Source organism: Kitasatospora sp. NPDC057965, from assembly GCF_042887135.1.
Classification (GTDB): domain Bacteria; phylum Actinomycetota; class Actinomycetes; order Streptomycetales; family Streptomycetaceae; genus Kitasatospora.
Genome location: NZ_JBHVPZ010000038.1, coordinates 39,283 through 53,496, shown reverse-complemented (window position 1 = coordinate 53,496; position 14,214 = coordinate 39,283). Strand labels below are relative to the sequence as shown.

The following is a 14,214-nucleotide window of genomic DNA, read 5'->3' as shown; positions in this document are numbered from 1 at the left end:
GGTGCGCCCCACCGGGGTCCCGGGGGCGCCCCCGGGGCGGCCCGCGGCCCCCCCCCCCCCCCGCCCCCGCCCGGGGGGCCCGGGCGCCCGCGCGCCCCCCCGCACCCCTCTTCGGGACGTTAGAACAGGCCGGTCAGCCCGCCGCCTCGACGCTCTCACCGGGCGGGCGTCCGCTCACCCGTTCGGACTCAAGGGCGGTCTGCAGGATCACCACCGCGGCGGCCTGGTCGACCACCGAGCGGCCCTTCTTGGCCTTGACCCCCGAGGCGCGCAGCCCGTGGGTCGCGGTGACCGTCGACATCCGCTCGTCGACCAGCCGGACCGGCACCGGCCAGAGCCGGTTGGCGAGCCGGGCCGCGTAGCCGCGCACCTTCTCGGCGGCCGGGCCCTCCTTGCCGCTGAGCGAGCGCGGCAGCCCGACGATCACCTCGATCGCGCCGTACTCCTCGACGATCGCGGCGATCCTGGCCTGCGACTTCACCCCGGCCGGGACGGTCTCCACCGGGGTGGCGAGCACCCCGTCGGGGTCGCAGGACGCGACCCCGATCCGGGCGTCCCCGACGTCGACGGCGATCCGCCGCCCGCGCCGGAAGGGCTTCTCCTCGAACTCCATCAGAACGCGGACCCCATCAGGAGGCACGCTCCGCGACCAGGCCGCGCACCGCGGCGACGGCCTCGTCGATCGCGGCCGGGTTGGTGCCGCCGCCCTGGGCGACGTCGTCCTTGCCGCCACCGCCGCCGCCGAGGGTCTTGGCGGCGGTGCGGACCAGCTCGCCGGCCTTGATGCCGCGGCCGCGGGCGTCCTCGTTGGTGGCGATCACGGTCAGCGGGCGGTCGTTGGCGACGGTGAAGGCGGCGACCACGGCCGGGCGCGAGCCGAGCCGGCCGCGCACGTCCAGGACCAGCTTGCGCAGCTCGTCCGCGCCCGTGCCGTCGGCGACCCGGGCGGCGACCACGGCGATGCCGTGCACGTCCTCGGCCGAGTCGGCCAGGCCCGCGGCGGCCGCGAGCACCTTCTCGGCGCGGAAGCGCTCGATCTCCTTCTCGGCGTCCTTGAGCTTGGCGAGCATGCCGGAGATCTTCTCCGGCAGCTCCTCCGGACGGCCCTTGACCAGCTCGGTCAGCTGGGCGACCACGGTGTGCTCACGGGCCAGGAAGCGGTAGGCGTCGGCGCCGACCAGCGCCTCCACCCGGCGCACGCCGGAGCCGATCGAGGACTCGCCGAGCAGCTTCACCAGACCCAGCTGGGCGGTGTTGCCGACGTGCGTGCCGCCGCACAGCTCCTTGGAGAAGTCGCCGATCGTGACGACGCGGACCTCGTCGCCGTACTTCTCGCCGAACATCGCGATGGCGCCGGCCTTGCGGGCCTGGTCCATCGTCATGACCTCGGCGGTGACCTCCAGCTCGCGGGTCAGCACGTCGTTGATCTTCTGCTCGACGTCGGTCAGCACGCTGCCGGGCACGGCGGCGGGCGAGCCGAAGTCGAAGCGGAAGCGGCCCGGGGCGTTCTCCGAACCGGCCTGGGCGGCCGTCGGGCCGAGCGCGTCGCGCAGCGCCTGGTGGGTCAGGTGGGTGGCCGAGTGGGCGCGGGCGATGGCCCGGCGGCGGTCCACGTCGATGGTGGCGTACGCCGCGGAGCCGAGCACGACCTCGCCGAACAGCACGCCGCCGGAGTGCACGATCACGCCCGGGACGGGCTGCTGCACGTCGCGGATCTCGACGACCGCGCCGGAGTCCAGCCGGATCCGGCCGTGGTCGGCGAGCTGGCCGCCGCCCTCGGCGTAGAACGGGGTGCGGTCGAGGATGAGCTCGACCTCGTCGCCCTCGGTGGCGGCCGGCGCCGGAACGCCGTTCACCAGCAGGCCGACCACGGTGGCCTCGCCCTCGGTGAGGGTGTAGCCGGTGAAGACGCTGGCGCCGGACTTGTCGGCGACCTCGCGGTACGCGGCGACGTCGGCGTGGCCCATCTTCTTGGCCTTGGCGTCCGCCTTGGCGCGGTCCCGCTGCTCCTGCATCAGGCGGCGGAAGCCGGCCTCGTCGACCTGCAGGCCCTGCTCCTCGGCCATCTCCAGGGTCAGGTCGATCGGGAAGCCGTAGGTGTCGTGCAGCTTGAACGCCTGGTCGCCGGAGAGCACCGCGCCGCCGGCCTGCTTGGTCTCGGTGACCGCGGCGTCCAGCAGGTTGGTGCCGGCCTTCAGGGTCTGCAGGAAGGCCGTCTCCTCGGCGGTGACGACCGTCTCGATGCGCTTGCGGTCGGCCTCCAGCTCCGGGTACTGCGGGGCCATCGCCTTGATCGCGATGTCCGTCAGCTCCTTGGCCACCGGCTCGGTGGCGCCCAGCAGGCGCATGTTGCGGATGGCGCGGCGCAGGATGCGGCGCAGCACGTAGCCGCGGCCCTCGTTGCCGGGGGTGACGCCGTCGCCGACCAGCATCAGCGCGGTGCGGATGTGGTCGGTGACCACGCGCAGCGAGACGTCCGCCTTGTGGTCCGCGCCGTAGGCGTGGCCGGTCAGCTCGGCGGCCCGGTCCAGGATCATCCGGCTGGTGTCGATCTCGAAGAGGTTGTCGACGCCCTGCAGGATGGCGGCCAGGCGCTCCAGGCCGAGGCCGGTGTCGATGTTCTTGCTCGGCAGGTCGCCGAGGATCTCGAAGCCGTCCTTGCCGTCGCCGTGGCCGCGCTCGTACTGCATGAAGACCAGGTTCCAGATCTCCAGGTAGCGCTCGCCGTTGACGGCCGGGCCGCCCTCCTCGCCGTACGCGGGGCCGCGGTCGTAGTTGATCTCCGAGCACGGGCCGCACGGGCCGGGGACGCCCATCGACCAGAAGTTGTCCTTCATGCCCAGGCGCTGGATGCGCTCGGCGGGCACGCCGATGACCTCACGCCAGATCAGCTCGGCCTCGTCGTCGTCCTGGTAGACGGTGATCCAGAGCTTCTCCTTCTCCAGGCCGTAGCCACCCTCCGCGACGGGAGTGGTGAGCAGCTCCCAGGCGAACTTGATGGCTCCTTCCTTGAAGTAGTCACCGAAGGAGAAGTTGCCGCACATCTGGAAGAAGGAGCCGTGCCGGGTGGTCTTCCCGACCTCCTCGATGTCCAGGGTGCGCACGCACTTCTGCACGCTGGTCGCGCGCGAGAACTGCGGCTTGACCTCGCCCAGGAAGTAGGGCTTGAACGGGACCATGCCGGCGTTGACCAGCAGCAGGGTGGGGTCGTCGGCGACCAGGGACGCCGACGGAACGACGGTGTGGCCGCGCTCCTCGAAGAAGCGCAGCCAGCGGCGGCGGATCTCTGCCGACTCCATTAGTGGTCCTTCCGGTTGGTACCGCCCCGCGGCGGAATCGCGCGTCGGGGCGTCTTCTCGATGGCTTGGGGGGTGGTGCGGGGACCGTCCGAGGACGATGCGCGGGTACTGCTGGACGGAGGCAGGGCGGCGGCCGGGCTCCCGGGCGCCGCCGAGATAGCTCGGTACCGGGGCTCGCCGCGCACGACACCGCGGCGACGCGGCTCGACGACGGCGGTGCCCTCCAGTCCGAGGTCCTCTCGCAGCTGCTCCTCGCGCTCGGTCATGCCGGTCCGCACGTCCTGCGCGAACTGCTTGGCCCGGTCGCCCAGCTGCAGCGCGCCGCGGGCGGCGGTGCCGGAGAGGCTGTCCGGGGTGAGCCGGTGCACGGCCTCGTTGGCCTTGTTCATGGCCCAGACGGTGGCGCCGGCGCCGACCGCCATCCAGAAGATGCGTCGCACCATGCCGTCAGCCCCTCACCGCGCGCCGGACCCGGGAGAGCAGACCGCTCCTGGGGGCGGTCGCGGCCCGGACCTCGGCCCGGATCAGCCGGGCCAGCTCCTCGCGCTCGGCCGGCTGGGTCGGCAGCGTGGCCGTGCCCTGCTGCTTGGCGACCGCCTTGCGCACGCCGTAGCTGAACGCCGCGACCTTGACCAGCGGACCGCCCAGGGTGGCCGCGACGGTGGAGGAGAGCGCGTTGGCGTTGGCCGCCGCGTCCTGCACGTTGGCGGTGATCTCGTCCACCCGCTCCAGCTGCTCGTTGGCGCTGCGCACCGCGGTGCCGGCGTCGGTCAGCAGCGGCACCGCCTGCTCGGTGACGGCGGAGACCAGGACGGCGGCCTCCTTGAGCACCCGCGACAGCCGGACCAGCACGACCGCGAGCAGGGTGACCAGGACCGCCCAGAACACGGCGACGAGCAGGCCGGCCAGCTCTCCCACGGACACCTTTGCGCGCTCCCTCGCTGTGCGTACCTCAGGGCACCCATGCCCTAGGGAACCCTATCGCGACCGCGCGCGGTTTCCGGACCGGGTTTCCCGCGCGGGGCACGCGGCGATCCGACCGGATGTGCGATCCGCGCGCGTAACCCACCCGCCGGTCACCTCGTTCTGCCGGGCAGGCCGCGGCCACGCGGCCCGGACGGGCGGACGCCCTGGCCACCCCCGGCCCGGGCCTCGACGCGGGGAGCAGGGTGTGGAGGGGGAACCGACACCGCGACCGGAGGGGCCGCCGCCGGGGCAGGAACGTTTGCTCCGGGCCCGGCTGTCGGTCTTCGCGGGCGGCTTCGACGCCGACGCGGCCGAGTACGTCTGCGCCGGCGCGGGCATCGACCCGGACGAGTTGCCCGGACTGCTCACCGGACTCGTCGCCCGGTCCGCCCTGCTGCGCGAGCGGAGCCCGCACGGCGTGCGGTTCCGGCTGCCGGACGCCGGCCGTGCGGACGGGCGGCGACGGCTGCGCGCCGCCGGCGAGGAGCGCCGGCTGCGGCGGCGCCACCGGGACTGGTACCTGGGCGTGGCCACCTGGGGCGAGGTCGAGTGGTTCGGCCCCCGGCAGGCGGAGACCGCCGAGCGCACCGCCCTGGTGCACGCCGACCTGCGGGCCGCCCTGGAGTTCTGCCTGTCCGAGCCCGGCGAGCAGCGCACCGCCCTGCTGCTGGCCGGCACCCTCTGGTTCTACTGGGCCGGCTGCGGCCACCCCGCCGAGGGGCGGCGCTGGCTGGAACGGGCGCTGGCACTCGACCCGGAGCCCACCGAGGCCCGTGCCACGGCGCTCTGGGCGACCGGCTGGACGGCCGCACTGCAGGGCGATCCGGCCGCCGCCCGGGCCGCCCTGGAGGAGTGCCGCCGCCAGGCGCTGGCCACCGGCGACGACCGCGCGCTGGCCCGCGCCGTGCACCGGCAGGGCTGCGCCGCGCTGACCGGCGACCGGCCGGCCCGCGCCGCCGAGCTGTTCGAGGAGGCGCTGCGGCGCTACCGCGCCGTCGGCGAGCTGGACAGCAACGTGCTGTTGGCGATGGTCGGGCTGGGCACCGCCCAGCTGCGCCGGGGCGACCGGGAGCGCGGCGAGCTCCGGCTCGGCCGGGCCCGTGAGCTGTGCGAGCGGTACGGCGAGCAGTGGGCGTACGCGTACGGACTCCACGCGCTGGCGTACGCGCGCTGGCTGAACGGTGAGATCCGCCCGGCCCGGACGCTCGCCCGGGAGAGCGTCCGGCTGCACCGCCGCTTCAACGACCGGGCGGGCATCGGGCCGGCGCTCGACCTGCTGGCGCGGCTGGAGGGCGGGCCGCTCCCGCCCGGGAATAGTTGAAACTTGTCCGGTGCTGGAGGGGGCGGAACCACCGTACGGAAGGAGCACCCCGTGGCCAACATCGCCGACGACTACCGCATGGCGAACTTCTACTTCGACTCCAAGGCGTACACCGACGCCGCCCGGATGCTCGAAGGAGTGCTCGCCGAGGAGCCGGCCAACCTGTCGGTCCGGCTGCTGCTGGCCCGCAGCTACTTCCACTCCGCCCAGCTGCGCAAGGCGGAGGCCGAGCTGCTCCGGATCCTGGAGGCCGACCCGGCCGAGGACTACGCCCGGCTGATGCTGGGCCGCACCCTGGAGCGCCAGGGCCGCGCCGAGGAGGCCCGCCCGCACCTGCGGCTGGCCTCCGCGATGACCGGCGAGTCGTACTGACCCACCGCGACACCGCCCGGGGCACCACCCGGGACCGTCCGGACACCACCCGGACAAGGGGCGAGCCCCCGCCGCCACAAGGGCGACGGGGGCTCGCTGGGGTACTGCAGGTGATACCGCTCGCGGGTCAGCGCGAGTAGTACTCGACGACGAGCTGCTCGTCGCAGATCACCGGGACCTCCTTGCGCTGCGGCGCACGGTCCAGACGGAAGGCCAGGGCCTTCAGGTTGACCTCGAGGTACTTCGGGGTCTGGCCCTCACCCGCGTTGCCACCCTCACGGGCGACCTGGAACGGGACCTTCTCCTTGCTGCGCTCGCGGACGGTCACCACGAAGCCCGGCTTCATCTGGTACGACGGCTTGTTGACCTTGCCGCCGTTGACCTCGATGTGGCCGTGGACGACCATCTGACGGGCCTGGTAGATGGTGCGGGCGATGCCCGAACGCAGCACCAGGGCGTCGAGGCGGGTCTCCAGCTCGGCGACGAGCGCCTCACCGGTCTTGCCCTCGGCCTTCTTCGCGCGGTCGAACGCGCGCGCCATCTGCTTCTCGCTCAGGTCGTACTGAGCGCGCAGCCGCTGCTTCTCGACCAGACGGACCTTGTAGTCCGAGTTCTGCTTGCGGCCACGGCCGTGCTGGCCGGGCGGGTACGGGCGGGCCTCGAAGTACTTGACGGACTTCGGGGTCAGCGGCACGCCGAGCGCACGCGCGATCTTGACCTTGGGGCGCTTCTGGTTCGCCATGAACCAAACCTTCCTTGCTTACGAATACGGCTTCACCAGGTGTTGACGGAGGTCGCACGTCGCGGCCCGGAGAAAACCCCACTGCCCGAGGGCAGTGCGATCAGCCGCTCTCCGGAGCCGGGCACGAGATGTGCTTGTCACACGGAAATCGAACCGGGAACCGGTTCGCCCGCGACACCGAAACGGTGCGCGACGCTCCTGGTACGGACCTCCCGGAGGAGGCCGACGGCCGATGTCCCGCTGGTGCGGCCGGTCGGCTGGGTCTCCCCCGCCGCCGTCCCGGGACATGGCACTCCGCCCGAGTATACCGGCAGATCACCCGTCCTTTGACCCGGGCTCCTCCTGGCCCTTCGGCTCCCCCGTGGGCGCCGCCTTCGGCTCCTTCTTCGGCTCCGCCTTGGAAGCCCCCTTCGACGCCGCCCTCGGCTCCCCGCGCAGCCGCGCCCTGGTCCACTCCACCACGTCCGCGTAGCGCGCCTCCCCGCCGTGCCGGGTCGGCTGGTAGTACGCCTTGCCGTGCACCGCGTCCGGCGCGTACTGCTGGGCCGCGATGCCCTCCGGCAGGTCGTGCGGGTAGCGGTACCCCTTGCCGTGCCCCAGCTTGCCCGCGCCGCCGTAGTGCGCGTCCCGCAGGTGCGGCGGCACCGGCCCGGCCAGCCCCTGCCGGACGTCCGCGAGCGCCGCGTCGATCGCCAGGTACGCGGCGTTCGACTTGGGCGCCAGGGCGAGCGCGATGGCCGCCTGGGAGAGGATGATCCGGGCCTCCGGGAAACCGATCAGCGCCACCGCCTGGGCCGCCGACACCGCGGTCTGCAGCGCCGTCGGATCGGCCAGGCCGACGTCCTCGCTGGCCGAGATCATCAGCCGCCGGGCGATGAACCGCGGGTCCTCCCCCGCCTCGATCATCCGGGCCAGGTAGTGCAGCGTGGCGTCCACGTCACTGCCCCGGATCGACTTGATCAGCGCGCTGGCCACGTCGTAGTGCTGGTCGCCGTCCCGGTCGTAGCGGACCGCCGCCTGGTTGACGGCGGTCTCGGTGGTGGCCAGCGTGATGCTCGCCTCGCCCTTCTCCAGCGCCGCGCCGGCCGCCGCCTCCAGCGTGGTGAGCGCCTTGCGGGCGTCCCCGCCGGCCAGCCGCACCAGGTGGTCCTCGGCCTCCTGGCTCAGCTCCACCGCGCCCTCCAGGCCGCGCTCGTCGGCGACCGCGCGGCGCAGCAGCGCCCGCACGTCGTCGTCGGTCAGCGACTCCAGGGTCAGCAGCAGCGAGCGGGAGAGCAGCGGGGAGATCACCGAGAAGTACGGGTTCTCGGTGGTCGCGGCGATCAGGGTGACCCAGCGGTTCTCCACGGCGGGCAGCAGGGAGTCCTGCTGGGCCTTGGAGAAGCGGTGGATCTCGTCGAGGAACAGCACCGTCTCCCGGCCGGTCATGCCGACCGCGCGGCGGGCGCCGTCGATGACCGCGCGGACCTCCTTGACCCCGGCGGTGATCGCGGACAGCTCGACGAAGCGCCCCTCCACCGCCTGGCTGATCACGTGCGCCAGCGTGGTCTTGCCGGTCCCGGGCGGGCCCCACAGGATCACCGAGCTGGTCGCCGCCGGACCGCGCGAGCCCGCGACCAGCCGGCGCAGCGGGGAGCCGTCCTTGAGCAACTGCCGCTGGCCGGCCACCTCGTCGAGGGTGCGCGGGCGCATCCGCACGGCGAGCGGCGCGCGGCCGGGCTCCTTGCTCTGGCGTTCCTCGGCGGCGGCGGTGAAGAGGTCCGGTTCGTCCACACCGGAAGCCTATGCGAGCCCGCCGACAGCACGGCCCGGCCGGCGCCCGCGCCACTACTCCCCGAGGCCCGCCGCGTGGTCCGGGACGTAGCGCTGGAGGTCGCGCGGGGGCCGCTGGTAGCCGCGCGAGGCCGGGCGCCGCGGCAGCTCGATCCGCGGCGGCTTCACCTCGCGGTAGGGCAGGGTGGAGAGCAGGTGGGCGATCATGTTGATCCGGGCCCGCCGCTTGTCGTCGCTCTCCACCACGTTCCACGGCGAGTCCGGGGTGTCGGTGTGCAGGAACATCTCGTCCTTGGCCCGCGAGTAGTCCTCCCAGCGGCTGATCGACTCGACGTCCATCGGCGAGAGCTTCCACCGCTTCATCGGGTCCTCAAGACGGTCCCGGAAGCGTCGCTGCTGCTCGGTGTCGCTGACCGAGAACCAGTACTTGCGCAATAGCAGGCCGGACTCGGTGAGCATCCGCTCGAAGGTCGGGCACTGCTGCAGGAACTGCCAGTACTCCTCCTCGGTGCAGAAGCCCATCACCTTCTCCACCCCGGCCCGGTTGTACCAGCTGCGGTCGAACAGCACGATCTCCCCGGCGGCCGGCAGGTGCTCGACGTAGCGCTGGAAGTACCACTGGGTGCGCTGGCGCTCGGTGGGCGCGGGCAGCGCGGCGACCCGGGCGATGCGCGGGTTCAGGAACTCCGTCACCCGCTTGATCGCGCCGCCCTTGCCGGCCGCGTCGCGCCCCTCGAACACCACCACCAGCCGGGCGCCCTCGGCGCGCACCCACTCCTGGAGCTTCACCAGCTCGTGCTGGAGCCGCAGCAGTTCCTGCTCGTAGGGCTTCCTCGCCAGGCGCTCGCCCGGGCCGGTCCGCCCGTCCGCGGCGCTCTGCTCGTGCTGGGCCTTCGCTGCCACCCGGGGGCCTCCGTTCGGTGGGGTACTGATGACCCTTCACCGTACGTCCTGGAACCGGTTCCCGCAGGTCGGGGGGACCGGCCGGGCAGCGGCCGCCCCCTGAACCGCCGCTGCCCGGCTCCCCCGTGGGCCGGTCCGAGGACCGAGCGACCAACCATGACCCAGACCTGCCGGACGGGTCCAATTTCCGGTTCCATAACCTGGGGGCATGGATGTCGACACCCGCCTGCTGCGCAGTTTCGCCGCGGTCTGCGAGGAGGGTCAGCTGACCGCGGCGGCGGCCCGGCTGTTCGTCTCCCAGCCGACGCTGACCAAACAGATCCGCCAGCTGGAGAGCCAACTCGGGGTGGAGCTGTTCGAACGGTCGCGGCGCGGCATGGCCCCCACCCGGGCCGGCTGGGCGCTGGCCGCGCACGCCGGGGCACTGCTGGCGGGCTGGGAGGAGGCGCTGCGCGCCACCCGGGCGGCCGCGGCGGACCAGGGCTCGACGCTGCGGGTGGGATTCGAGGGCGGCATCATCAACCTGATGTCCCGGCGCACGGTGACGGACTTCGGCCGCAGGATGCCGGGCTGGCAGGTGGAACTGCGGCAGAACAACTGGTTCGACCCGACCTCGGGCCTGGCCTCCGGCGAGATCGACCTGACGCTCTGGCACGCTCCGCCGTCGCTCTCCGAGCGGTACGGGGTGGCCGTGCTGGGCGAGGAGGCGCGCTGCGCGGCGCTGCCGGCCGGGCACCGGCTGGCCGCCCGTGCGGTGATCGACTTCGAGGAGCTGCTCGACGAGCCCTTCGTGGCGATCCCGCACGAGGCCGGGCACTGGCGCGACTACTGGCTGGCGGTCCGGGAGCGGGGCGGGCGACCTGTGCGGATCGGCGCAGTGGCGCACAACACCGACGAGTGGCTGGCCGCGGTGGTGTGCGGCCAGGGCGTCGGTTTCGCCCCGGAGACGATGAGTCGGCTGGCACCGCGCGAGGATGTCGCGTACCGGCCGGTGCGAGGGTTGAGCCCGAGCCAGGTCGGGCTGTACTGGCCGAAGGACCGGAAGCCGACGCCCGCCATGACCGCGTTCGTGCGCAGTTGCCGCGCCACGATAGGTCTCGGAGGAGAGCCGGCTCGCTCGGCCCGGACGGCCCCGTCGGGCTGGCCAGGGGCCGGCCGTCGGGCTGGGGCTGGGGGCTAGACGGCCTCGAAGGGCTCGGGGTAGTGGCACAGGCCCCGCGGGGAGCCGTCGTACGCGGGCAGCGCGAGCGCCTGGAAGTACTCCCCGGGCACCTCGAACGGACCGCTCACCTCGTGCCGTTGGGCCGGGATGAAACCGAAACGGCCGTAGTAGTCGGGATCGCCGAGCACGACGACGAGCTTCTCGCCGGCCTCCTCGGCGGCCGTCAGCGCGGCCCTGACCACCAGCTCGCCGACGCCTTTGCGCTGCCATTCGGGAGCCACGGCGACCGGCGCGAGCGCCAGCCCCCGGCCCTCGCCGACCCGCAGCCGGGTGAGCAGCGCGTGGCCGACCACCAGCCCGGAGTCGTCGACCGCGACCACCGACAGGTCGGGCAGCCAGGCCGGGTCGCGGCGCAGTGCGTCGACCAGGTCTGCCTCGTCGGGGCCGGGGAAGGCGGCCATGTGAACACGTCTGGTGGCGGGCGCGTCCTCGGGACACTCGATCCTGGTACTGACCTTCACAGGGGAACCCTCTCTTTGTCGCACACCGTTGTGGACCGGCCCCGGACAGCGGAAAACCGTCCGGGGCCGTGAAAGGTTAGCCGATGTCGGCCGACGGGGTGTCAGGCCTTCGGCTGGCCCTCCGACTTGCCGTCCTCGCGGGCCTTCGGCTGGGCGTCCACGCCGGCCTCTCGCCGCTGCGCCGGGGTGATCGGGGTGGGGGCGCCGGTCAGCGGGTCGCCGCCGGTGGACGTCTTCGGGAAGGCGATGACGTCCCGGATGGTGTCGTACCCACCGAGCAGGGTGACGATCCGGTCCAGGCCGAAGGCGACACCACCGTGCGGCGGCGGGCCGTAGTTGAAGGCGTCCAGCAGGAAGCCGAACTGCGAGGCCGCCTCCTCCTCGGAGAGGCCGATCGCGTCGAACGCCCGCTTCTGCACGTCCCGCTGGTGGATACGGATCGAACCGCCGCCCAGCTCCGAGCCGTTGAGCACCAGGTCGTAGGCGTTGGACAGGGCGCTGCCCGGGTCGGTGTCGAAGGTGGCCAGCGACTCCGCCGTGGGGGCGGTGAACGGGTGGTGCACGGCGTGCCAGCCCTGGAAGGCGCCCTTGTCGTCCTCGATCGGCTCGAACATCGGGAAGTCGACGACCCACAGGAAGGCCCACTGGGACTCGTCGATCAGCTCGCAGCGGCGGCCGATCTCCAGACGGGCGGCGCCGAGCAGCTCCTGGGAGGGGCGCTCCTTGCCGGCCGCGAAGAAGATCGCGTCGCCGTTCTTGGCGCCGGCGGCGGCGGCCAGGCCGGCCAGGTGCTCCTCGGAGAGGTTCTTGGCGACCGGGCCGCGCAGCTCGCCGGTCTCGGCGTCGATCAGCACGTAGGCGAGGCCGCGGGCGCCGCGCGCCTTGGCCCAGTCCTGCCAGGCGTCGAGCTGCTTGCGCGGCTGCGAGGCACCGCCGGGCATGACCACGGCGCCGACGTACGGGGCCTGGAAGACCCGGAAGTCGGTGCCCTTGAAGTACCCGGTGAGGTCGGTGAGCTCCTGGCCGAAGCGGACGTCCGGCTTGTCCGAGCCGTAGCGGCCCATGGCGTCGGCGTAGGTCATCCGCGGCAGCGGGTTCGGGATCTCGTAGCCGTGGACCTCGCGCCAGACGGCGCCGATGATCTTCTCGCCGAGGGCCAGGATGTCCTCCTGGTCGACGAAGGAGGCCTCGATGTCCAGCTGGGTGAACTCCGGCTGGCGGTCGGCGCGGAAGTCCTCGTCGCGGAAGCAGCGGGCGATCTGGTAGTAGCGCTCCATGCCGGCCACCATCAGCAGCTGCTTGAACAGCTGGGGCGACTGCGGCAGGGCGTACCAGTGGCCGGGCTGCAGGCGGACCGGGACGAGGAAGTCGCGGGCGCCCTCGGGGGTGGAGCGGGTGAGGTACGGCGTCTCGATGTCGAGGTAGTCGTTCTCCTCCATCACCCGGCGGATGATGTTGTTGACCTTGGAGCGCAGGCGCAGGCCCTTGGCCGGGCCCTCGCGGCGCAGGTCGAGGTAGCGGTAACGGAGGCGCACCTCCTCGTTGACCGTGCCGGGCTCGTACTCGGCGACCGGGAACGGCAGCGGCGCGGCCTCGGAGAGGACCTCGATCTCGCTGACGACGACCTCGACGGCGCCGGTCGGGATGTCCGGGTTCTCGTTGCCCTCGGGCCGCACCCGGACGTCGCCGACCACCTTGACGCAGTACTCGGCCCGCAGGCCGTGCACCGAGTCGAGGTCGCGGACCACGATCTGCACGGTGCCGGAGGCGTCGCGCAGGTCGATGAAGGCCACGCCGCCGTGGTCGCGGCGGCGGGCGACCCAGCCGGCCAGGGTGACGGTGGTGCCTGCGTGCTCCGGGCGGAGCGTGCCCGCGTCGTGCGTGCGGATCACAGCTGCTTCTCCTTCAGGGTGGTGACGAGTGCGTCGAGGGCGACGGGGTTCTGCTCGCCGGTGGTGAGGTCCTTGAGCTGGACGACGCCCTCGGCGAGGTCGCGCTCCCCCGCGACGAGGGCGAAGCGGGCGCCGGAACGGTCGGCGGACTTCATGGCGTTCTTGATGCTCTTGACGCCGAAGGCGAGATCGGTGGCGACGCCGGCCCGGCGCAGCTCGATCACCTTGGCGAACAGGACGTTCTTGGCCTCCTCGCCGAGCGCGACGGCGTAGACGGAGGTGGCGGCCGGCAGGTCGAGGGTGACTCCCTCGGCCTCCAGGGCCAGGAAGGTGCGGTCCACGCCGAGCGCCCAGCCGACCGAGGGCAGCGCCGGGCCGCCGATCATCTCGGACAGGCCGTCGTAGCGGCCGCCGCCGCCGATCGCGGACTGGGCGCCGAGGCCGTTGTGCACGAACTCGAAGGTGGTCCGGGTGTAGTAGTCCAGGCCGCGGACCAGCTTGGGGTCGTCGACGAAGGCGACGCCGTTCGCGGTCAGCAGCTCGCGGACCTTCTCGTCGTAGGCCTTGCAGTCCTCGCAGAGGTAGTCGCGCAGCATCGGGGCGCCGCCGAGCTGGGCCTGCACGTCCGCGCGCTTGTCGTCCAGCACCCGCAGCGGGTTGATCTCGGCGCGGCGGCGGGTGTCCTCGTCGAGGTCCAGGCCGGCCAGGAACTCGACCAGGGCGGCGCGGTAGACCGGGCGGCACTGCTTGTCGCCGAGGCTGTTGAGCAGCAGGCGGTAGTCGCTCAGGCCGAGCGCGCGGAAGGCGTCGTCGGCCAGGATGATCAGCTCGGCGTCCAGCGCCGGGTCCTCGGCGCCGATCGCCTCCGCGCCGACCTGCGAGAACTGGCGGTAGCGGCCCTTCTGCGCCCGCTCGTAGCGGTAGTAGGAGCCGGAGTACCAGAGCTTGACCGGCAGGTTGCCCTGCTTGTGCAGGTTGGCCTGGAGCGCGGCGCGCAGCACGGAGGCGGTGCCCTCGGGGCGCAGCGCGAGCTCGTCGCCGCCCTTGGTGGTGAGGGTGTACATCTCCTTGCTGACGATGTCCGTCGACTCGCCGACGCCGCGCGAGAACAGCTTGACGTCCTCGAAGACCGGGGTCTCGATGTACCCGTAGCCGGCCCGGCGGGCCGGGGCGGCGATCGCCTCGCGGACCGCCAGGAAGGTCGCCGAGCTGGGCGGCAGCAGGTCGTAGGTGCCCTTGGGGGCGGTGAAGGTGCTCAACTTC

13 protein-coding genes are annotated in these 14,214 nt (G+C 72.9%); 3 read left to right on the top strand and 10 right to left on the bottom strand.

Features of this window, described 5'->3' with window-relative positions; all coding sequences use genetic code 11:
• Positions 1–133: 133 nt before the first annotated feature.
• The 4 genes from ruvX to ACFVVU_RS34355 are packed head-to-tail and all read right to left on the bottom strand — an operon-like array spanning position 134 to position 4,223.
• Entirely contained in the window at positions 134–613 is a 480-nt protein-coding gene (ruvX, locus tag ACFVVU_RS34370; RefSeq protein WP_344325577.1) for a Holliday junction resolvase RuvX, read from the bottom strand.
• A 16-nt stretch (positions 614–629) separates the two neighbouring features.
• The gene (alaS, locus tag ACFVVU_RS34365; protein WP_380683383.1) at positions 630–3,299 is read right to left on the bottom strand and encodes an alanine--tRNA ligase; all 2,670 of its coding nucleotides are present in this window, start codon (positions 3,297–3,299) and stop codon (positions 630–632) included.
• Positions 3,299–3,742, bottom strand: a complete 444-nt coding sequence (locus ACFVVU_RS34360) for a DUF6167 family protein (protein ID WP_380683384.1) — start codon at positions 3,740–3,742, stop codon at positions 3,299–3,301. The genes alaS and ACFVVU_RS34360 overlap by 1 nt, the downstream gene beginning before the upstream one ends.
• Before the next feature lie 4 nt (positions 3,743–3,746).
• A complete protein-coding gene (locus tag ACFVVU_RS34355) occupies positions 3,747–4,223 on the bottom strand; it encodes a DUF948 domain-containing protein (protein ID WP_355374397.1) in 477 nt (158 codons plus the stop codon).
• Positions 4,224–4,524: 301 nt separating this feature from the next.
• Between ACFVVU_RS34355 and ACFVVU_RS34350 the strand changes: the two genes are divergently transcribed.
• Together ACFVVU_RS34350 and ACFVVU_RS34345 are read left to right on the top strand one after the other, a co-directional pair.
• Positions 4,525–5,586: a hypothetical protein gene (locus ACFVVU_RS34350; RefSeq protein ID WP_380683385.1), complete on the top strand. Its 1,062-nt coding sequence runs from the start codon at positions 4,525–4,527 to the stop codon at positions 5,584–5,586.
• Between the two features lie 78 nt (positions 5,587–5,664).
• Positions 5,665–5,958 (top strand): tetratricopeptide repeat protein, encoded by a 294-nt coding sequence (locus ACFVVU_RS34345; RefSeq protein ID WP_380683396.1) that lies wholly within the window; start codon positions 5,665–5,667, stop codon positions 5,956–5,958.
• 127 nt (positions 5,959–6,085) lie between these two features.
• Here ACFVVU_RS34345 and rpsD read toward each other — a convergent pair whose 3' ends face one another.
• From rpsD to ppk2, 3 genes are all read right to left on the bottom strand, one after another.
• A complete protein-coding gene (gene rpsD, locus ACFVVU_RS34340) occupies positions 6,086–6,700 on the bottom strand; it encodes a 30S ribosomal protein S4 (protein ID WP_350570297.1) in 615 nt (204 codons plus the stop codon).
• Between the two features lie 315 nt (positions 6,701–7,015).
• Entirely contained in the window at positions 7,016–8,473 is a 1,458-nt protein-coding gene (locus tag ACFVVU_RS34335) for a replication-associated recombination protein A (protein ID WP_380683386.1), read from the bottom strand.
• A 54-nt stretch (positions 8,474–8,527) separates the two neighbouring features.
• The gene (gene ppk2 / locus ACFVVU_RS34330; RefSeq protein ID WP_380683397.1) at positions 8,528–9,313 is read right to left on the bottom strand and encodes a polyphosphate kinase 2; all 786 of its coding nucleotides are present in this window, start codon (positions 9,311–9,313) and stop codon (positions 8,528–8,530) included.
• Positions 9,314–9,584: 271 nt separating this feature from the next.
• On the opposite strand from ppk2, the gene ACFVVU_RS34325 reads away from it, so the two are divergent.
• Complete coding sequence (locus tag ACFVVU_RS34325) at positions 9,585–10,556, top strand: LysR family transcriptional regulator (RefSeq protein ID WP_380683388.1); 972 nt, start codon at positions 9,585–9,587, stop codon at positions 10,554–10,556.
• Here the strand turns inward: ACFVVU_RS34325 and ACFVVU_RS34320 are convergent.
• The 3 genes from ACFVVU_RS34320 to hisS form a co-directional block, all read right to left on the bottom strand.
• A complete protein-coding gene (locus ACFVVU_RS34320) occupies positions 10,553–10,999 on the bottom strand; it encodes a GNAT family N-acetyltransferase (RefSeq protein ID WP_380683389.1) in 447 nt (148 codons plus the stop codon). The genes ACFVVU_RS34325 and ACFVVU_RS34320 overlap by 4 nt on opposite strands.
• A gap of 161 nt (positions 11,000–11,160) precedes the next feature.
• Entirely contained in the window at positions 11,161–12,951 is a 1,791-nt protein-coding gene (aspS, locus tag ACFVVU_RS34315) for an aspartate--tRNA ligase (protein WP_380683390.1), read from the bottom strand.
• A complete protein-coding gene (gene hisS, locus ACFVVU_RS34310; RefSeq protein ID WP_380683391.1) occupies positions 12,948–14,210 on the bottom strand; it encodes a histidine--tRNA ligase in 1,263 nt (420 codons plus the stop codon). Before hisS ends, aspS begins: the two co-directional genes overlap by 4 nt.
• Positions 14,211–14,214 lie beyond the last annotated feature (4 nt).